Origin of the sequence: Rhizobium sp. BK418 (assembly GCF_004341105.1) — a bacterium.
Classification (GTDB): domain Bacteria; phylum Pseudomonadota; class Alphaproteobacteria; order Rhizobiales; family Rhizobiaceae; genus Rhizobium.
In genome coordinates, this window is sequence record NZ_SLZK01000001.1 from 501,352 (window position 1) to 520,611 (window position 19,260).

15 protein-coding genes, 5 tRNA genes and 1 pseudogene are annotated in these 19,260 nt (G+C 59.0%); 11 read left to right on the forward strand and 10 right to left on the reverse strand.

What is annotated here, in order from left to right; all coding sequences use genetic code 11:
* Positions 1-138 precede the first annotated feature (138 nt).
* Complete coding sequence (locus EV281_RS02535; protein WP_132651364.1) at positions 139-1,296, forward strand: aminotransferase class I/II-fold pyridoxal phosphate-dependent enzyme; 1,158 nt, start codon at positions 139-141, stop codon at positions 1,294-1,296.
* 7 nt (positions 1,297-1,303) lie between these two features.
* On the opposite strand, the gene EV281_RS02540 is transcribed toward EV281_RS02535, so the two are convergent.
* Together EV281_RS02540 and EV281_RS02545 are read right to left on the reverse strand one after the other, a co-directional pair.
* Positions 1,304-2,095: an aldolase gene (locus EV281_RS02540; RefSeq protein WP_132651365.1), complete on the reverse strand. Its 792-nt coding sequence runs from the start codon at positions 2,093-2,095 to the stop codon at positions 1,304-1,306.
* A 22-nt stretch (positions 2,096-2,117) separates the two neighbouring features.
* Complete coding sequence (locus EV281_RS02545; protein WP_132651366.1) at positions 2,118-2,819, reverse strand: haloacid dehalogenase type II; 702 nt, start codon at positions 2,817-2,819, stop codon at positions 2,118-2,120.
* 87 nt (positions 2,820-2,906) lie between these two features.
* On the opposite strand from EV281_RS02545, the gene EV281_RS02550 reads away from it, so the two are divergent.
* A complete protein-coding gene (locus EV281_RS02550) occupies positions 2,907-3,758 on the forward strand; it encodes a LysR family transcriptional regulator (protein WP_132651367.1) in 852 nt (283 codons plus the stop codon).
* Here EV281_RS02550 and EV281_RS02555 read toward each other — a convergent pair.
* Positions 3,755-5,092 carry a tlde1 domain-containing protein gene (locus EV281_RS02555; RefSeq protein ID WP_132651368.1) on the reverse strand — a complete coding sequence of 446 codons (1,338 nt, stop codon included), beginning with the start codon at positions 5,090-5,092 and terminating at the stop codon, positions 3,755-3,757. The two genes, EV281_RS02550 and EV281_RS02555, sit on opposite strands and share 4 nt — an antisense overlap.
* 273 nt (positions 5,093-5,365) lie before the next feature.
* Positions 5,366-7,195, reverse strand: coding sequence for a class I poly(R)-hydroxyalkanoic acid synthase (phaC, locus tag EV281_RS02560; protein WP_132651369.1), 1,830 nt, complete (start codon positions 7,193-7,195; stop codon positions 5,366-5,368).
* Positions 7,196-7,343: 148 nt separating this feature from the next.
* On the opposite strand from phaC, the gene EV281_RS02565 reads away from it, so the two are divergent.
* The 4 genes from EV281_RS02565 (at position 7,344) to recJ (ending at position 12,834) form a co-directional block, all read left to right on the forward strand.
* Positions 7,344-7,766, forward strand: coding sequence for a hypothetical protein (locus EV281_RS02565; RefSeq protein ID WP_132651370.1), 423 nt, complete (start codon positions 7,344-7,346; stop codon positions 7,764-7,766).
* Between the two features lie 223 nt (positions 7,767-7,989).
* Positions 7,990-9,207: an LL-diaminopimelate aminotransferase gene (locus EV281_RS02570; RefSeq protein ID WP_132651371.1), complete on the forward strand. Its 1,218-nt coding sequence runs from the start codon at positions 7,990-7,992 to the stop codon at positions 9,205-9,207.
* A 65-nt stretch (positions 9,208-9,272) separates the two neighbouring features.
* Positions 9,273-10,598 (forward strand): homoserine dehydrogenase, encoded by a 1,326-nt coding sequence (locus tag EV281_RS02575; protein WP_132651372.1) that lies wholly within the window; start codon positions 9,273-9,275, stop codon positions 10,596-10,598.
* Positions 10,599-11,031: 433 nt separating this feature from the next.
* Positions 11,032-12,834 (forward strand): single-stranded-DNA-specific exonuclease RecJ, encoded by a 1,803-nt coding sequence (recJ, locus tag EV281_RS02580; RefSeq protein ID WP_132651373.1) that lies wholly within the window; start codon positions 11,032-11,034, stop codon positions 12,832-12,834.
* A 255-nt stretch (positions 12,835-13,089) separates the two neighbouring features.
* Here the strand turns inward: recJ and EV281_RS02585 are convergent.
* The 5 genes from EV281_RS02585 to gloA all read right to left on the reverse strand — a co-directional run bounded on the left by EV281_RS02585 (position 13,090) and on the right by gloA (position 15,369).
* Positions 13,090-13,164 (reverse strand) — tRNA-Glu (locus EV281_RS02585).
* A gap of 156 nt (positions 13,165-13,320) precedes the next feature.
* A tRNA-Glu gene (locus EV281_RS02590) sits at positions 13,321-13,395 on the reverse strand.
* 75 nt (positions 13,396-13,470) lie between these two features.
* A tRNA-Glu gene (locus EV281_RS02595) sits at positions 13,471-13,545 on the reverse strand.
* Between the two features lie 195 nt (positions 13,546-13,740).
* A complete protein-coding gene (locus tag EV281_RS02600; protein ID WP_245508205.1) occupies positions 13,741-14,832 on the reverse strand; it encodes a D-Ala-D-Ala carboxypeptidase family metallohydrolase in 1,092 nt (363 codons plus the stop codon).
* Positions 14,833-14,928: 96 nt separating this feature from the next.
* On the reverse strand, positions 14,929-15,369 hold the full coding sequence (gene gloA, locus EV281_RS02605; protein WP_132651374.1) for a lactoylglutathione lyase: 441 nt from the start codon (positions 15,367-15,369) through the stop codon (positions 14,929-14,931).
* 193 nt (positions 15,370-15,562) lie between these two features.
* Between gloA and EV281_RS02610 the strand changes: the two genes are divergently transcribed.
* The 5 genes from EV281_RS02610 (at position 15,563) to EV281_RS02630 (ending at position 17,852) form a co-directional block, all read left to right on the forward strand.
* Positions 15,563-16,141 carry a cold-shock protein gene (locus tag EV281_RS02610; RefSeq protein ID WP_132651375.1) on the forward strand — a complete coding sequence of 193 codons (579 nt, stop codon included), beginning with the start codon at positions 15,563-15,565 and terminating at the stop codon, positions 16,139-16,141.
* Positions 16,141-16,629: a DUF192 domain-containing protein gene (locus tag EV281_RS02615; RefSeq protein ID WP_132651376.1), complete on the forward strand. Its 489-nt coding sequence runs from the start codon at positions 16,141-16,143 to the stop codon at positions 16,627-16,629. The genes EV281_RS02610 and EV281_RS02615 overlap by 1 nt, the downstream gene beginning before the upstream one ends.
* 83 nt (positions 16,630-16,712) lie before the next feature.
* Positions 16,713-16,789, forward strand: a tRNA-Pro gene (locus tag EV281_RS02620).
* Positions 16,790-17,413: 624 nt separating this feature from the next.
* Positions 17,414-17,719, forward strand: a complete 306-nt coding sequence (locus tag EV281_RS02625; protein WP_132651377.1) for an ETC complex I subunit — start codon at positions 17,414-17,416, stop codon at positions 17,717-17,719.
* A gap of 56 nt (positions 17,720-17,775) precedes the next feature.
* A tRNA-Arg gene (locus EV281_RS02630) sits at positions 17,776-17,852 on the forward strand.
* A 43-nt stretch (positions 17,853-17,895) separates the two neighbouring features.
* Here the strand turns inward: EV281_RS02630 and EV281_RS02635 are convergent.
* A pseudogene (locus EV281_RS02635) lies at positions 17,896-19,072 on the reverse strand (IS481 family transposase).
* Between the last annotated feature and the right edge of the window lie 188 nt (positions 19,073-19,260).

Below are 19,260 nucleotides of genomic sequence, written 5' to 3' on the forward strand. Positions count from 1 at the left end.
TGCGTCGGATCAAAGTACGGCGCGTCGGGCCGCCATCAAACAGGAATTTTCCTCCGATCCAAGCCCTCGCGGGATTGTGATGAGCCGATTATTGCGGCAATTGTCTGGCCGTTAGTTTGAGCTACTCAGGAAGTGATCTTGTTTTCCATCTCGAAACGCAGCGAAGTCGAACCGTTCCACGCCATGGATGTTCTGGCCGAAGCGACGAAACGACGAGCGGCCGGTCACCCTGTCATTTCCATGGCAGTCGGCCAGCCCTCGCATCCAGCACCTCAAGCAGCCCTTGAAGCCGCCCGCGCCGCGCTTGTCGAAGGGAGGCTCGGTTACACGGATGCGCTCGGCACAGCCCAGTTGAAACACGGGCTTGCCAAGCACTATCGCGACCGCCACGGTCTTGAGATCGATCCTGCGCGTATTGCGATCACCACCGGTTCGTCGGCTGCTTTCAATCTCGCCTTCCTGTCGCTTTTCGACGCTGGCGATGCCGTCGCGATCGCCCGGCCGGGCTATCCCGCCTACCGCAACATCCTCGGTGCCCTTGGCCTTGATGTGGTCGAAGTGCCCGTCACATCAGAAACGCATTTCACATTGACGCCAGAAAGCCTCGAAGCGATCCAGGCGCAAAAGGGCGTCAAGCTGAAGGGCGTGCTGCTTGCAAGCCCGGCAAATCCCACCGGCACGGTGACCGGCCGCGAAGGCCTGAAAGCACTTGCTATCTACTGCGACGCCAACGACATCGCCTTCATCTCGGATGAGATTTATCACGGCCTGACCTTTGCCGGGGAAGAGACGAGCGCGCTGGAGCTGACGGATGAGGCGATCGTCATCAACTCATTCTCCAAATATTACTGCATGACCGGTTGGCGCATCGGTTGGATGGTGCTGCCTGAGCGGCTGTCGCGTCCGATCGAGCGTGTCGCCCAGAGCCTCTATATCTCTCCGCCGGAGCTTTCGCAGATCGCCGCTACCGCCGCGCTTGGTGCCAGCCACGAGCTGGATGGCGTCAAGGCAAGTTATGCCGCCAACCGCGACCTGCTGCTCGACCGCCTGCCGAAGATGGGCCTTGCGACCGCGTCACCGATGGACGGTGCATTCTACGCCTATGTCGATGTCTCGCGCTTCACCAATGACAGCATGGACTTCGCACGGCGCATGTTGGCGGAGATCAATGTCGCCGCCACGCCTGGCCTCGATTTCGACCCGGTTGAAGGGCCGCGCACCCTGCGTATGTCTTACGCTGGTTCGGAGGCCGAGATCGCCGAGGCGTTGGAGCGCATCGGCGCCTGGCTGAAATAGGCACGATTCAGGTCCGATATTCCGGCGCTTGCCGGTCGAGGACGCGTCTGACGCTTTCGAGATGCAGGCGCGCACTTTCAGGATCGCCTTCGCGCATCTGCCTGGCCGCCTGTTCGGCAATTTCGGTCGGCACGGAGATCAGCGACCGCCCGGTGCTCATCGCCTTAAGTTGAACCTCCGCGGCACGCTCCAGGTAGTAGAGGTCGTCCCAGGCCTCGGCGATATTGGGTGCGCAGACCATCACGCCATGGTTCTTCATGAACAGGATGTCCTTGTCACCGAGTACCGTGGCAATCCTGTCGCCTTCGCGCTCATCGAGCGCCAGTCCGTTATAGTTTTCATCGACGGCGACACGGCCGTAAAATTTCAGGGCCGTCTGTCCGGCCCAGACGAAGGGGTCACCTTCGACCATGCTGAGCGCTGTGGCATTCGGCATGTGGGTATGGAACGCTGCACCGACGCGTGGAGACATCTTGTGCAGGCGGGCATGAATGAAGAAGGCGGTTGCTTCAGGCACACCGTCGCCAGCGACGACATTGCCTTCGAAATCGCAGATCAACAGCGACGAGGCGGTGGCCTCCTGAAAGGCCCAGCCAAGCCTGTTGACCAGGAAGAGATCTGAATGGCCTGGCACGACGGCGGAGAAATGATTGCAGATGCCTTCCTCGAGCCCGAGCCGCGCAGCCATCCTGAGGCACGCTGCCAGCTCGACACGTGCCTGCCAGATTTCTTCCGTATCGAGCGGCAGGTTTCGCAGGGTCGTCTGATGTCCCGTCGCCAGGTTCAGTTCATGGGCCATGTCTTGTCTCCAATAGCGTCAATTACATCCAGCCGTTTGCGGCAAATAGGCCAGGTACCTTGTCGAGCGTCGGCACGATTTCGTTGGGGCGGTAGTCGCTGAGCGGCTTGCGGCCGGTGCCGCGATCCACCCAGATCGTACGAAAACCGAGTTCGCGCGCCGCGGCAAGGTCAAGATGCGGGCTCGCGCAGATATGCACGAGATCATCCATGCCAATGCCGAGCGTCTTCCAGGCATGCCGGAAGATCTGTGGCGACGGCTTGTAGGCTTCAGCCCGTTCCGCGGTGATCACCCGGTCAACAAAGCCGCCGAGCTGGGCGACATTGCCGGCAATGATCGCGTCGTCGGTATTGGAAATGATGGCAAGGCGGAAACCGGCCCCTTTCAACTTGCCGAGCGTAGCGACGACTTCGGGGAAGGGTGGCATCCCGCCAATCGAGGACGTCAAAAGATCGGCATCGGCAGGATCGAACGGCAGTCCGAATTCTCTCATTGCCAACTCGAGCGCAAGCGCTGCCACCTGCTTGAAGGACCGGTGCGGCTTCTGCTCTTCCAACTCGTGTTCATGGCGATCATAGACGGCGATGAAGGCGGTCTGGTCGATGTCGCCACCCTTGGCGGACAGGATCGCATCCATGGCGGCGAGCAGCCCTTCATCCCATTGGATCAGCGTACCGTAACAATCGAAGGTCAGCCAGGTCGGCCGGTTTCCGGGAAGTGTCATCTCTCGTCTCCATGATTTGCCTCATGTTGACAAAGATGCAGCTCATTGAGAAATTAAATGTCGAAATCATTGGCATTGGAAAATCGAATGAGCTTCGCTTTCGACCTCGATCTTCTTCGCACCTTCGCGGTCGTGGTCGACTCCGGCGGCTTTACGCGTGCGGCAGAGCGCATTCATCTGACCCAGTCCACTGTCAGTCAGCAGATCAAGAAACTTGAGGCTAATATCGGCCACAGCCTGCTCTTGCGGGACAAGTCGACCGGCGGCGTCCAGACGACGGAAGAGGGTGAAGTGCTCTTGAGTTATGCGCGGCGTCTGTTGGCGACGGCGGAAGAGGCGATGGACGTCATGCGTAAGCCCTCTGCACCCAAGACCGTGCGCCTTGGTGTTCCCGAGGACTTTGCCGGCCGCAGGCTTATCGATCTTCTCTCCGGCTTTTCGGCTGCCTCGCCGCACATAAGGCTCGACACCGTCAGCGGATGGAGCATAGCGCTTCGCCGCCTTCTCGACGCCGGTGACATCGATCTGGCACTGATCAAACGAGAACCTGGCGATGGCGCCTGTCTGGCCAGCTGGACGGAGGAGCTGGTCTGGGTCGAGAGCATGAGCCGGCCCATCAAGGATGCGACGGTGCCGCTTGCGGTTTTTCCTGTGGGATGCATCTATCGTGAACGGGCGATCCGCTTCATCGAGCGCAGTGGTCGGCGTTGGCGCATCGCCTATACGAGCCAGGGTTTGATGGGCGTTCAGGCCGCAGTTGCTTCCGGCCTTGGCATAAGCCTGCTGCCGTCGGATGCGGTCCTGCCGGAACATCGCCAGCTTGCCGCGGTCGACGGGTTCGATCCGCAACCGGCCTCCGAACTTGCGCTTGTCAGGGGAAAGCTGCGCCTCTCGGCGGAGAGCCGATCGCTTGCCGATTTCCTCGCGGACAATCTTTAGGAGCGCGAGGAGAAGAGCGAAGCGAGTGTCGAAGCCGGCTTGTTGTTCATCCGCGGCACAACGACGAGCTGGCGGATTTCGCCGCGCCTGTAGGCGGCGAGGAAGCGCTTATAATCCTTGAAGGAAACGCAGCCGTTGGAATCGCCGTTCTTGCCAAGCATGTAGGTGTGCGCCAACAGACCGACGCGGTTGAAGATCGCGTCCGAACCCTGCACCGGTGTTAGACGAATGGCCGCGACGCCATGGAACAGAGCTTCACGCATCGTCAGGTTATAGGTGTGCGGCGGCGTCGGTCCGCGCATCTTCTGATCAATATAGCGCGGATTGTCACGCATCTTTCCCAGACCAGAATGGGCCTCCAGCCGCTCGCCGTTCGGCAAATAGACGGTAGCGTTTTCGATGTCGTATATCGCGACACCGGCGCGCAGGCGCGGTGAAAAGACCGGCTTGTCATAGCGCGGCACGGCATCGTCGTCGTCATCCTCGATCGGCGAATTCGGCTTGGCATAGGCAAGCACAGGCTCAGCCGCGCGCTGAGAACCCCTGGAGGCCGGCGCCGGTTTGCCGACGAGGCCGTCAGGCCGCGCCATCGGCAGCGGTACGGAATCCTCATCGGGTGCAAGAACCAAATCGAAAGGCTGTGGACTGCCGTCTGCCTCGGCAACTTCCACCTCTGTCGGTTTATCGGCGGTAGGAGCGGCAGCGCGGTTGACCGGCGTCGGCTCGATGGGAGCAGGCATTACACGGGGTCCGGCTTCGGCAAGGGCGAGCATGGCCGGCATTTCTGCGGCAGCGACAGCTTCCTTGGACGGAATGATGATCCGGTCGGCATCATCGTCGGCAGAAGCGGTCTCGACGACGGTTGCCGGCGCCTTTAGCGTGTCTTCCTTGTGGAAGCGCGGATTATCGGAGACGGCAACCGGCTGAAGTTGCGCGACGGCAACGGGCAGACGGTTGGTCTTCGCAAGCGCCAGGGCTGCATTCGAGGCAGCCGATGTCTTCTCGGCATGCGACTGGATCAACTGTGCCGTCAGAGGCACAACCGGCTTGGCATCGAATGCCGCCAGGCGTGACGCTTTGTTCACGTGGATCAGGCGCTTATGCACGACGGCAACAGGTGTTGCCCTCGGTGCCGCCGTGACGCGAGCAATCTCCTTTTGTGAGGAGAACGGCACCGACACGGATTGCATCGTTGCAACAGTGCCGATAAGCCACGTGGAGGTCAAAAGTCCGGCGATTGCGATGCCGGTAAGAAAGCTGCGAGATCTGCCCAAACGAACAGCGGATCCGCCAAAAGGGGCGACGTCATTGAACGTCCCTACTGCAAACGCCATACTCTACTCGTCTTCCAGAACTCGCTACGCAGGCCGGCAACACTGACAACTGATCAATGCCGGAGCCGCTAACTGCCCAAAAAGGCCGAATTTGGGCCTTTCCGCGTCATGCGACCGTTTCTTAAGGATGACGAACTATGGTTTCCAATTGGTTTACAGGCGCGGCGTTCGGCTTCGATTGTCGCAAAAAGAGACGGAATATTTTAGCAAAAGCTATTTTTCAAAGGCGGGCAGCTGCCCGATTATCGTCGCTCGGTGAGAGGCGATTCGGTGTCAGCTCCGCGCCATCACATAGCTGCCGGGAGCTTCCTCGATGGCATTGAGCGCAGTGCCGCCGGGATTGCGCGCCGCAACGCGCTTGTTTTCCTGCGCTTCGATCCAGGCATGCCAGTGCGGCCACCAGGAGCCTGTCGTTTCCTTTGCCTTGGCAAGCCAGGCGTCATAGTCGCCCTTGGCCGGACCACCGGTCCAGAACTGGTACTTGTTCTTGTCGGGCGGGTTGACGACGCCTGCAATATGGCCGGAGCCAGCGACGACGAACTGCACCTTACCGCCGAAGAACTGGCTGCCGAGGAAGACAGACTTGGCCGGCGCAATATGATCCTCGCGCGTCGCAAGGTTGTAGATCGGGATTTTGACGTTTTTCAGCGAGATGGTCTTGCCGTCGAGGACCATCTCATCCCTTGTCAGCGCATTCCTGAGATAGCAGTTGCGCAGGTAGAAGGCATGATTGGCCGCTGCCATGCGCGTAGAATCGGCATTCCAAAACAGCAAGTCGAAGGGCAGGGGTTCCTGGCCCTTCAGATAATTGTTGACGAAATAGGGCCAGATGAGCTCGCTCGCCCGGAGCATATTGAAGGCCGTCGACATGCGCGACCCGTCGAGATAGCCGAGCTCTTGCATATGCGCTTCCAATGCCTGAAGCTGCTCCTCGTCGACGAAGACCTTGAGGTCGCCAGCATGGGTGAAATCGACCTGCGTGGTAAAGAGCGTCGCGCTCTTGATACGCTTGTTCTTCTCTTGCGCATGCAGGGCCAGCGTGGCAGCGAGTAGCGTGCCGCCGACGCAGTAGCCGATGGCGTTGACCTCTTTCTCACCGGTCGACTTCTCCACCGTCTCCAACGCGAAATCGACGCCTTCCCTTGCGTAAGCAGTCCAGTCTTTGAGAGCATGACGGCTATCGGGATTGACCCAGGAGATAACGAAGACGGTATGTCCCTGATCCACGCACCATTTGATGAAGGATTTCTCTGGGTTGAGATCGAGAATATAAAACTTGTTGATCCACGGCGGGCAGATCAGCAACGGCCGCTTCAGCACAGTTTCCGTTGACGGCTCATACTGGATGATCTGGCAGATCTCATTCTGAGCAATTACCTTGCCCGGCGTCAGCGCCATATCGCGGCCGACGGCAAATTTGGTCATATCGGTCTGGCGTAGCCGCAATTCGCCGTGGCCGGCAATGATATCTTCGGTCAGCATCTTCATGCCGCGCACGAGATTCTCGCCGCTGGTCGCTATGGTCTCGCGGTAGACCTGCGGATTGGTGATCACGAAATTCGTGGGCGAGAGCGCGGCTGTGATCTGTTTCACATAGAAGCCGGCCTTGTGCTTCGTGTGCTCGTCCAGTCCCTCGGTTTCGGCAACGAGCTTTTCAGCCCAGTCAGCGGTGACGAAATAAACCTGCTTTAGAAATTCGAAGAAGGGGTTCTTCTGCCAGTCCTCATCGGCAAAGCGCTTGTCCTTGCGCTCGACCTCCCGTTCGACCGTCTCGCCCTGGATGCGCTGCATCGAGCGCATCCAGATGCCGAAGAAGGAGGTCATGAGCTGCGTCTGCGCTTCGAACGTGCGGCGTGGATCGGAGATCCAGTATTCCGTCACCCTGGAGAGCGTCTTCACCATGTCGGTGACGGGCTCGACGACCGTATCGGAGATTTCGCCGCGCTCGCGTGGGGCGAGCCACGCCGAAGCTGCCTTGCCGAGGTTTTCGAGAGCGCGGGCGAAGTTCATTGCCATGGCCTCAGGATCCTTCAGGAGATAGGGATCGAGATCCTTGGCGTCGAAACCCAGCTTGGCACCATTCTCCTGTTTGCTGTCGGTCACGCATTTCCTCCGGCGGCAGCACCCATTGTTTATTCGTTGTACATCTGCTGCGTTGAAGAAAACAAGTTCCGCTCGCCCGCTCTCATGCTATTGCTTTGTCGCTGCGACGAATTTAACAGTCGAAGCAGGCAGGATTGGATCATCAGGCATGACGACGACAGGCATTGGGCAAATCGCGACCTTCACCCGCACCGCAGCAATCTGCGCGGCGGCCGCGGCCACGGCCTTCGCGCTTGCCGGGTGCAACAAGACCGCCGAGGAGAAGAAGGCTTTCGCCCAGCGTATGGCTGCGCCGACTGCAGTTGTCATGCCGGCCTCCAAGGGCGAACCCGTCGAAGGCGGTCTCAACAAGGCGCCGGATGGTTATCCGACATTCGGCGCTCCGCTGACGGCCGCCAACGTGCAGATGAGCGACGAGCAGGCGGCCGAACTTCAGCATCAGCTGACGGCCCTTAGCGCCAAGCGTCGGGCAGGCACCATCTCGGAAGCGGAATATCAGCGCCGCGTTGCCGAGATGCGAAAGCTGGCCGCCGAGCATGGGGCCGACACGCTCTCTGAAATCACCAAATAAGCCTTGCCTTTAAGGCGATTTGGACGCAAAGCCTTCCGGATGGATCGGAAGATTCAATTTTCCCGATAATGCGCTTCACGCGCGGCCTCTCCGTCAAAGATTTGCCGCGCAGCTTGAGTTCAAGAGGAATACGGCGCTGCGAGTCTGAAGCTCGTATCGCAGATGCCGGGAGACGGAACGAGCTTCGACGCGGTCGACTAGCCGCATTTCCATGGGGAAAGAGATGGAAGAGTTTCACAAAGTCCGGCGTTTGCCGCCTTACGTTTTCGAACAGGTCAACCGTTTGAAAGCGAGCGCGCGAGCGGGCGGGGCCGATATCATCGATCTCGGCATGGGGAACCCTGACCTTCCGACGCCCCAGGCGATCGTCGACAAGCTCTGCGAAGTCGTCCAGGACCCGCGCACCCATCGCTATTCGTCTTCCAAGGGCATTCCCGGCCTGCGCCGTGCCCAAGCTGCCTATTATGCCCGTCGATTCGGCGTGAAGCTGAATCCGGACACGCAGGTGGTCGCCACTCTCGGCTCCAAGGAAGGCTTCGCCAATATGGCGCAGGCGATCACCGCGCCGGGCGACGTCATTCTCTGCCCGAACCCGACCTATCCGATCCATGCCTTCGGCTTCCTGATGGCCGGCGGCGTGATCCGTTCGATGTCGGTCGAGCCGGACGAAAGCTTTTTCCCGCCGCTCGAGCGCGCCGTACGTCATTCGATCCCGAAGCCGCTGGCGCTCATCCTGAACTATCCGTCGAACCCGACGGCTTTCGTGGCAACCCTCGACTTCTACAAGGAGGTCGTGGCCTTCGCGAAGAAGCACGACATCATCGTGCTTTCGGACCTCGCTTACTCGGAAATCTATTTCGATGGCGAGCCGCCACCGTCGGTTCTGCAGGTTCCGGGCGCAATGGATGTGACGGTTGAATTCACCTCCATGTCCAAGACCTTCTCCATGCCCGGCTGGCGCATGGGCTTCGCAGTCGGCAACGAACGCTTGATTGCGGCGCTGACGCGCGTGAAGTCCTACCTCGATTATGGTGCCTTCACCCCGATTCAGGTTGCGGCGACCCACGCTCTGAACGGCGACGGATCCGACATTGCGGAAGTCCGCAACGTGTACAAGCGCCGTCGGGATGTCATGGTCGAAAGCTTCGGCAAGGCTGGTTTCGAAGTACCACCGCCGGCTGCCACCATGTTCGCCTGGGCGAAGATCCCGGAGAAGTTCCGTCATCTCGGCTCGCTGGAATTTTCGAAGCTCTTGGTCGAGAAGGCCGACGTCGCCGTGGCCCCCGGTATCGGCTTCGGCGAGCAGGGTGACGACTACGTCCGTCTGGCGCTTGTCGAGAACGAACACCGCATCCGTCAGGCTGCGCGCAACATCAAGAAGTTCATGTCGACGGCAGACGAGACGATGCACAACGTCATCTCGCTCAACGCCCACCGTTAATTCCAACCTTGAAGACAGCCGCAGAATCTGCGGCTGTCTCTCACCAGACATTTCAGGATCGATCCATGGCAGATGCCCTCAAAATCGGCATTGCGGGCTTGGGTACCGTTGGTGCCTCGCTTGTTCGCATCATCGAGCAGAAGAGCAACGAACTTGCAGTCACCTGCGGCCGCCCGATGATGATTACGGCAGTTTCGGCGCGCGACCGCACGAAGGACCGTGGCATCGATCTGACCGGCATCACCTGGTACGAGCGTCCTGAAGAACTGGCCGAGAAGGCCGATATCGACGTTTTCGTCGAGCTGATCGGCGGCGCTGAAGGTGCTGCCAACATCGCCGTTCGCACGGCTCTTTCCCGCGGTCTCCATGTGGTGACTGCCAACAAGGCGCTGCTTGCCTATCACGGCGTCGATCTCGCAACGATCGCCGAGGAAAAGGGTTCGCTCCTGAACTTCGAAGCGGCTGTCGCCGGCGGTATCCCTGTTATCAAGGCGCTGCGTGAATCGCTGACGGGCAACACGATCTCGCGCGTCTACGGTATCATGAACGGCACCTGCAACTACATCCTCACCAAGATGGAGAAGGAAGGCCTGTCTTTTGCCGATTGCCTGAAGGAAGCCCAGCGTCTCGGTTACGCCGAGGCTGATCCGGCCTTCGACATCGAAGGCAATGACACCGCCCACAAGCTTTCGATCCTCACGACGCTCGCCTTCGGCAACAGGATCGCTGCAGACGATATCTATCTCGAAGGCATCACCAATATTTCGATCGAGGATATCCGCGCGGCAGCTGATCTCGGCTACCGCATCAAGCTGCTTGGTGTTGCCCAGCGCACGGATACCGGCATCGAGCAGCGCGTGCATCCGACCATGGTGCCCGTCGATTCGGTCATCGCCCAGGTCGATGGTGTCACAAATGCGGTCGCAATCGAATCTGATATCCTCGGTGAACTCCTGATGGTTGGCCCGGGAGCCGGCGGCAATGCCACAGCATCCTCGGTGCTGGGTGATATCGCCGACATCGCCAAGAGCCAGCCCGGCGCCCAGCGCGTTCCCGCCCTCGGCCATCCGGCGAAATCGCTGGAGCCTTATCGCAAGGCACAGATCCAGAGCCACGAGGGAGGCTATTTCATCCGCCTGACCGTTCTCGACCGCACTGGCGTTTTCGCCAGTGTCGCCACGCGCATGGCGGAAAACCACATTTCGCTGGAATCGATCGTCCAGCGTTCCAAACAGCATCTGGCGCCGTCGCACCACCAGACGATCATCCTCGTCACCCATGCGACGATGGAGGATTCCGTGCGCAAGGCTGTCGCCGCAATCAAGGAAGAGGGCTACCTCGTTGGAGAGCCGCAGGTCATCCGCATCGAACGCCCGAAGGAAGAAACCTGACGCTTTGTTTCAGTGTGGAGCAGGTAAGCCCATCTGGAGTCGGCCGGACAGGTTTTCTGTTGTTAATCAAAGCACTTTGCCAAAAAATATATTAACAGCTGTGCAGATATAGATATATTCAACCTGGGAGCGGCTGGAGTCGTGGGTTGAGGAATATAGAGCATACGCATGATCATGTTCGAACGGAGATCGAGAGTCCGCGAGCCGGCTTGCCCACGGCTGATCCGGCGCTTAGAGCAGCCCTTGAGTGCGAGGGGCAGCGGGGGCGGAATTGGGCGACACTCCTGATCCTGCTCTCGATCGTCTTCGTCCAGGTGCTTATCATCGGCTTCGTCATCTGGGCCATTTTCTGGTAATCCACAGGCCTGAAATCACCGCTTTGCTATCCGGTCCGCATCTGTAAAAAGGGCAGATGATGAAAGCGGAGTTTGGCATGGCAGATCTGGTCGATCCGGTACCGCGCGCCTTTCTGGGGGTCGAAAAATCCGTACTCGACAATCGCTGGGTTTCACGTCTCGACCAGGCGGGGCAGAACCGGGCGCTCGCCATGTCGCAGATGCACGGACTGCCGGACCTGATCGCCCGCGTGCTCGCCGGGCGCGGCGTGACGGTGGATGAGGCTGTCGAATTCCTCGATCCGACGATCCGTAGCCTTATGCCCGATCCCCACAGGCTAACCGACTGCGAAAAGGCTGCGAGGCGCCTTGCAGAAGCGATCCGTGCGGGCGGACCTGTGGCGATTTTCGGTGATTACGACGTCGATGGCGCTGCATCCTCGGCGCTTATGTATCGCTTCCTGACGCATTTCGGCGTCAAGGCGCATATCTACATCCCCGACCGCATCTTCGAAGGTTATGGCCCCAATCCGACTGCCATCAATCAGCTGATCGATAACGGCGCGAGGCTGATCGTAACGGTCGATTGCGGCTCCACCAGTCATGAGGCGCTGGCGGCTGCCGCGGATCGCAGCATCGACGTCGTTGTCATTGATCACCACCAGGTGGCGCACGAGCTGCCGCCCTGCCATTCCCTCGTCAATCCAAACCGCGAAGACGATCTTTCCGGACTGGGGCATCTCTGCGCGGCGGGTGTCGTCTTCATGGTGCTCGTGGCGACGCTGCGCCTGCTGCGCGAAGCTGGCGACAAGCGCATTCTCGCGATCGATCTCCTTCAGTGGCTGGATATCGTTGCCCTCGCGACTGTCTGCGATGTCGTGCCTCTCAAAGGGCTCAACCGCGCCTATGTGGTCAAGGGGTTGGTCGCTGCGCGTCACCAGAGCAATGCCGGTCTTGCGGCACTCTTCCGCAAAGCGGGTCTGGCAGGGCCGGTGACACCCTATCATTTCGGCTTCCTGATCGGCCCGCGCATCAACGCCGGCGGGCGAATCGGCGACGCGGCACTCGGAAGCCGCCTGCTCACGCTGGATGACGCTGCGCAGGCCGAAGACATCGCCCAGCGTCTCGACGAGCTCAATCGCGAGCGCCAGGCTATGGAAGCCATCATGCTGCAGGAGGCTGAGGCCGAAGCGCTTGCCGAATATGGAGACGGCGAGGGCGCTTCCGTCATCGTCACCGCGCATGAGAAATGGCACCCTGGCATCGTTGGCCTGATTGCTGCGCGTCTCAAAGAGAAGTTCAAGCGTCCCGCGTTCGCCATCGCCTTCGATCCGTCGGGCAGGGGCACCGGTTCAGGCCGCTCGATCAATGGCTTCGACATGGGCAGGATGGTACGATCGGCAGTCGATGAAGGATTGCTCATCAAAGGCGGTGGCCATGCCATGGCGGCCGGCCTGACCGTTGAGCGTGGCAAGCTCGGCCTGCTACGGGCTTTCTTCACCGAGAAGGCGCAGAAGACGGTGGCCGCCCTTGTCGCCAACGAAACGCTGAAAATCGATGGTGCCATCGCCGCAAGCGGCGCAACGATCGAGCTCATCGACCGTCTGGAAACAGCCGGTCCCTATGGTTCTGGACATTCCCAGCCGGTCTTTGCCGTGCCGGCGCATCGTGTGCGTGATTCCCGCCTCGTCGGCGAGCGGCATGTGAAGGTGACCCTTGAAGCCATGGATGGCGCGCGTCTCGACGGCATCGCCTTCAGGGCCGCCGAAACCCCGCTCGGCAACCTGCTTCTCAATTCTCGCGGCGCCAACCTGCATGTTGCAGGCTCGCTCGGTGCCGAGCATTACCAGGGCTCGCGCCGCATCCAGCTGCGTATCAGCGACGGCGCCCCGGCCAAGTGACCGGCGAAGAATCCTTGGCCTGAACAGAGATCAGGCCGGTGGTGGCCGGGAAAGGGGCGCTTTTCTGCGAAGGCGAGTAACCAGCCCTCAAACCTGGACCTTCCGAAACGGTGCGGGGGAAGGTGCGGATTTTCGCGCTGCGGAAACGGTGCCTGATGTAGGTCGGCTCACGACCTCCGCTCATCTATTCGCATGGCACAATAATGGGCGCCACTAAACAACTTTATGAAAAGACAGGGATATAATGAAGGAGAGTGGCACGCCCTAGGGGAGTCGAACCCCTCTTTACAGAATGAAAATCTGTCGTCCTAACCGATAGACGAAGGGCGCGTGCTCTGTGGTGGCGCCCTTATAGTCAGCACCTTTGTGCGCCGCAAGCGGCAAAATGAGAATTTTTTATGGGATTATGCAGTTTTTTTCTGAGCTTGTGGAAAAGCCGAAGACAGTCGCCTTATTGTCCTTCACGGTGCCGTCAGCGGCTGATGTTGGTACGCCCTAGGGGAGTCGAACCCCTCTTTACAGAATGAGAATCTGTCGTCCTAACCGATAGACGAAGGGCGCACGCTCTAGCTCAGATAGGAACGAGAAGCATGGTCCGCAAGCCGCTGATATAACGTCTGACTGGATGGGAAGGAGTGGCACGCCCTAGGGGAGTCGAACCCCTCTTTACAGAATGAAAATCTGTCGTCCTAACCGATAGACGAAGGGCGCGTGCTGTGGTGGCGCCCTTATAGTCAGGCACTTCCGATCCCGCAAGCGGCAAATTCGAAATTTTTCAAAAAAATGACAGTCCGTTCTCGCTTGTGGAGAATAAAGATTATTGCAGCCAAATCAAAGGGCTGTGGCCACCATTGAAAATCAGGTGCCAGCCGTTTCCCTTACGTCATGCTGTTCAAGAGCTGAAAGTCAAATGGCCCTTGCCGAAGCAATCGGCGTGCTCTTGCGGCCGCAGCCCCAGTTCCAGTCGCGGACATTGCCGGTGTCCAGATGGACCGAATCCGTATGACAATAGGTGCCAACGCCGCCACGGTCCGGCAGGGAGCGAATATATTGGGCGATATCCCATTTGCTGACGCCGTCGATCTGGATATCGGCGGCTTCGCAGCTCTTGTGCATCGATTCTTCGGCGCCGCCGACTTCACGGTTATGCTGCGGATCGCGGTAGCCCGATGTCACGACGACCGGCTTGCCGAAATGAGTCTCGACTGTTTTGATGATCCGCATGAGGTCGGGCTTGAAGCAGCCAACCTGGACGCTGTCGTTCTGCACGTGCAGGCCATTCGGTGCAATACGTGTCATACCCGGCAGTGATGCCTTCTGCAGGAGCCCGGAAAGGCTGCTGAGCAGGTTCTGCTTGGGCGCGCTGTAGAGTGCATTCGTCGTCGATCCCGGAATGTTTTCGCCGGCAAGCGAGGCGGTCTGCAAGGGCGCAGCTTTCGTGCTTGTATTCTCTGATGATTGCTGCGGCGGCATCTCGCCTTGCTGTGGCTGTGGAGGCATGCTGAACACGCTCGATCTTGGGCCGGCACCCTGCGGTGCATAAGCACTCGGCTGAATGACCGTCGAGGTGGAATTGTTCTGCGGCATCGGCTGATGATCGGAAAAGATGCTCATCGCCTGCGCGTTGATTCGCGTCGACTGCATGACGAGTCCGCCGATATTGGCCGGCTGTTGCGGTTGCATGGCCGGATCGGCGGGCGCGGCCGCAGGAGCCGCATTCGGATCCTGCGCTGCGACCTGCGGATCGACACCGGAGACATTCGTCAGCATCGGGTCGCGATAGGGTTGTTTCGACATGGTGGAGGATGCGGCTGGCATTGCCGCTGCCAGGCGCGGCGCTGGCTGTTCCGCTGATGCGGCGGGCGTGGCGACCGCGGCCGAATCAAGTGCCTTCTTGTCGGAAACGCAACTGGAAAGCGCCAGGACAGAGCCGGCGATCAGCAAAGCACCGACAGCCTGCCGGCTCGGAAGGGCAATCCGCTTATTATTTCTGGTCAACCGAGAAATCTCCGGTGAATGCGGAAGGCGCAAGAATGCGCGCTTCCGTTAAGACAGAGCCGGAGAATGCCCTGTGAAGCTTGCCTGCAGCTTGGCTTACCAGGAGCCGGTATTGGCCATGGAGAGCCAGGGTTCGGCCGGAGCCAATTTCTCGCCCTTCTGCAGGATCTCGATCGAGATGCCATCAGGTGAGCGCACAAAAGCCATGTTGCCGTCGCGCGGAGGGCGGTTAATCGTAATACCGTTGTCCATCAACTTCTGACAGATCGCGTAGATATCATCCACCTCATAGGCGAGGTGACCGAAATTGCGTCCTCCAGTATAATCTTCCGCGTCCCAGTTGTAGGTGAGTTCGAGGCAGGGAGTCTTTTCGCTACGGGCACGGTCGATATCGTCCCGAGCAGCCAGGAAAACGAGCGTGAAGCGGCCCTTTTCGTTATCATGGCGGCGGATTTCCTCGAGACCGAACAGGGTGCAGTAAAAATGGAGGGAGGCGTCGAGATCTTTGACGCGAACCATGGTGTGGAGATAACGCATTTTGTTTCCTCTCTCTTTTCAGGCTAGCCCGTCTGGGTAATAGACGCCAGTTTCGGGCAAGTCATCGCGATAAAATGTACAGTTGGGAATAACCGAAAACTAGGACTTGCGCTTATCCGTTACCAAGATGTTAATCTTGATTTCAAGAATCAGTTAACCGTAACAGTGTGACGCGTATTGAGGGGCTGGCGACATGGCTGACAGGATTTCATCGAACGGCTTTACCGACCTTGAGGAATTGTCGGGGGAACCGGTCGACCTCGTTGAAATCACCGGCGTGGTGAAATGGTTCGATGTTGCCAAGGGTTTTGGCTTCATCGTTCCCGACAACGGCATGCAGGATGTCTTGCTGCACGTTACCTGCCTGCGCCGCGACGGCTACCAGACCATTCTCGAAGGCACCCGCATCGTCGCTCTTATCCAACGTCGTGAGCGCGGCTACCAGGCCTTCAAAATTCTTTCGATGGATCAGTCGACGGCCGTCCATCCCTCGCAGATGCCGCCGGTCCGCACCCATGTACAGGTCACGGCCACCAGTGGCCTCGAGCGCGCACTGGTGAAATGGTTCAACCGCACCAAGGGCTTCGGCTTTCTGACGCGCGGCGAGGGCACGGAAGATATCTTCGTACACATGGAAACGCTCCGCCGTTTCGGCCTTACCGAACTGCGCCCCGGGCAGGTGGTGCTGGTGCGCTTCGGCGATGGCGAAAAGGGCCTGATGGCCGCCGAGATTCATCCTGACGTTCCGAGTCCGGTGGGTCGGTCTCACTGATGAGCGGCCTATTCTCTGTTGCGATAATCAGAAGCGCCTTGATGGCGCTTTTTTTCATGGTCGCCCTGCCGGCATTCGCCCAGCAGGATATGCACTTCAATAGAGAGCCGCTGATTATCCAGACGGCTGCCGGCAGGATGCTGCATTTTAGCGTAGAGATCGCCGCCACGGATGACCAGCGAGCCCATGGCCTGATGTTTCGCAAGGCGATGGCCGAAGACGCCGGCATGATTTTCGATTTTGGCATATCGCGGCGCGTCACCATGTGGATGGAAAATACCGTACTGCCGCTCGATATGCTCTTTGCCGACGATCGAGGCGTTATCACCCATATCAAGGAAGACGCCACGCCCTTTTCCCGCGACATCATCGATTCGATGGGTGAGGTTCGCTATGTGGTCGAACTGAACGCCGGTATTGCCCGCAAGCTGAATATCCGCCCCGGTGATCGCATTGTTAGCGCCACCACGACAAAAAAGGCGAAATAAGCCTGTGAAAACTGCCGGCCAAGGTGGATTTATGGGGTTGCTAGGGCAGAGGGAAGCGTGTATTCCCGCTGCCATCAAAGGCTCGGAGTGTAGCGCAGTCTGGTAGCGCATCTGGTTTGGGACCAGAGGGTCGGGAGTTCGAATCTCTCCACTCCGACCATTTTCCCGATATCTTCCGCAATTTGAGATTGGCTTTGCCGCTCGTCGTGCCTTCTGCTTACGGGACGTTTTTTTGCTCAGGAAGCTTTTCGGTCAGGAAGATTCGTAGCCGTTCACGCCGCAAAACACGCCTGCAAAGGCGTGATTCAGCCTTGGGCAAGCAGGCCGAGATATTGAGCATAGCTGATCGCTGCGTAGAAAAACGCAGTGATGCTTGCTCCTATCATGATGGCATGGAATTCTGCAGAGGATCTCATAGCTTGCACCCGTGTCATAACGGTTGGCCGACACCCTAGTCGCCTATACCGGTCATAACAATTGGAAGGCAATCAAAACATGCAACAATCCGAAACATTTCGGAGTGTGCGACAGGATTGCCCGCTTATCCGCACCCGGCTGCGATAGGGCTGCGCCTTACGCGCTTTGCGTATAATAACGCGCGGTGCAGCATTCGGTTTCCCTATCGGCCGATGCTGCCTGAGTGGCGCTTTTTCCTTGAAAAAACGGGGATTCGCGGATAAGCAAAAATTCACTTCCCGCTGCCATCTTTGGTATGGAAGCAAGCCATACCCAGGCTGAGTATAGCACAAGCGGGCGTTGCCCGCATATCGGAGGCACTGCAGTCATGTCTGCTAAGATCTATCGTCCGGCCAAGACCGCAATGCAGTCCGGTAAGGCAAAGACCCATCTCTGGGTGCTGGAATTCGATCAGGAGCAGCCGCGAAAGATCGATCCCATCATGGGCTACACGTCTTCGGGCGATATGCGCCAGCAGCTGAAGCTGACCTTCGAATCGCAGGAACTTGCCGAAGCCTATGCCAAGCGCAACGGCATCGAATATCGCGTAATCGCACCGAAGGATCCCGCACGCCAGGTCGTCGCGTATCCAGACAATTTCCGCTATACCCGTACCCAGCCCTGGACGCACTAATCCGCCTGCGGATTCGAGATAGAAATACCGATGTCGCAATTAGGCGACATGCAGATGGCCCCTTAGCTCAACTGGATAGAGCAGCTGCCTTCTAAGCAGCAGGTCGCAGGTTCGAGTCCTGCAGGGGTCGCCACCGTTCCTCTGTCCGACCCGGAGACATAGGTAACAGATTGTCCCTAAGACATGGGTGACAACCTCGTGCCGAACGGGTTGTCGATGGTTTGCAATGTCCTCTGTTCCAGATCGATATATCCGAGATCATAGCGCAAGAAGCTGACGAGCCAAATGCCGTCGTCGACCTCCTTGAGGCCGAGCCTCTGACCGGCCATGACGGTTGAGATGTTGATCTTCTTGCGATGGATGCACAGACGGCCGCAGTTGGTGACGATGGCATCGCGGTCGTGGAAGGGATAGCTGGTCTCGGGCAGCCCCTCATAGGGTCGCGGCGAAGCCTTGTAGACGTCGGCCGGGACCTTCATCGACAGGGCCTCATGCGGTCTTTCGGTGTTGAATTCGCTGACGAACGCGTCGAAGCGCATTTGCTGCTGGAGAATATTGCGTCCTGGCGGACGGGTGGCTTCTTTCTTCAGCGTCAGATGCATGCGTTCATGGCGGCCATTCTCCTGCGGGTGGCCGGGGCGAATGCGTTCGAAGGCGACACCGAGCCTGAGCCACCAGACCGACAATTTCGAGAGATTGTAGAGCCCTTTGGGGCTGGCGAATGGCAGGCCGTTGTCGGAACGAATGGCAAGCGGAAGCCCACGCTCGGCAAAGACTCGCCGGAAGGCATCGAAGACGCCGCGTTCGTGGGTTGTCTCGAAGGCCTCGCAGCACAGGAGATAGCGCGAAGCCTGGTCGGTGATCGTCAGGGGGTAACAATATCTGCCGTCGCCCAGCTTGAACTCGCCCTTGAAGTCGGCGCACCAAAGATCGTTGGGGCCGACGGCTATCGAGAGCGTCGTGCGCCCGGTTCCTCTTGCGGGCCTGGCTCACAAGGCCGTATCGGTCGAGCACCGCGTGCACCGTGCTTCTGGCCGGGATGCGCACGTCGCCGGCCAGACGGCGGACCAGGAGCTCGCGGATCTTGCGCGCGCCTCAGTGCGGCTTGTCTTGTCTGCAGCGCACGATCATCGCCTCAACCGGCTCGGGCAATTGATTGGCATAGCGCACCGGTCGCCGCGACCGGTCCGTCAGGGCCTCCAGCCCGTCCTCCTTGTAGCGATTGAAGATCTTGTAGCCGGTCTTGCGCGAGATCCCGAACGACCGGCAAACCTCGCTCATCTCTTCGCCCTCCAGCAACCGGGCGACAAATCGAAGACGCTCATCCATGACCGAAGTCTCTCTCCACGGCATCAACACCTCCCGCAAAAAACGAAAAGTGTTACCCATGTCTCCGGTACAAATCGTCACCTATCTCTCAGGCCGGGCACTCAAAAGTTTGCAGTTTCCTGAATATGAGCTGCGGATTTCTCTTCGCGGCGGGAGACGATTTCGGGAATAAATGACGGCTGGCCGCACGATCACTATATCGTGCGGCCAGC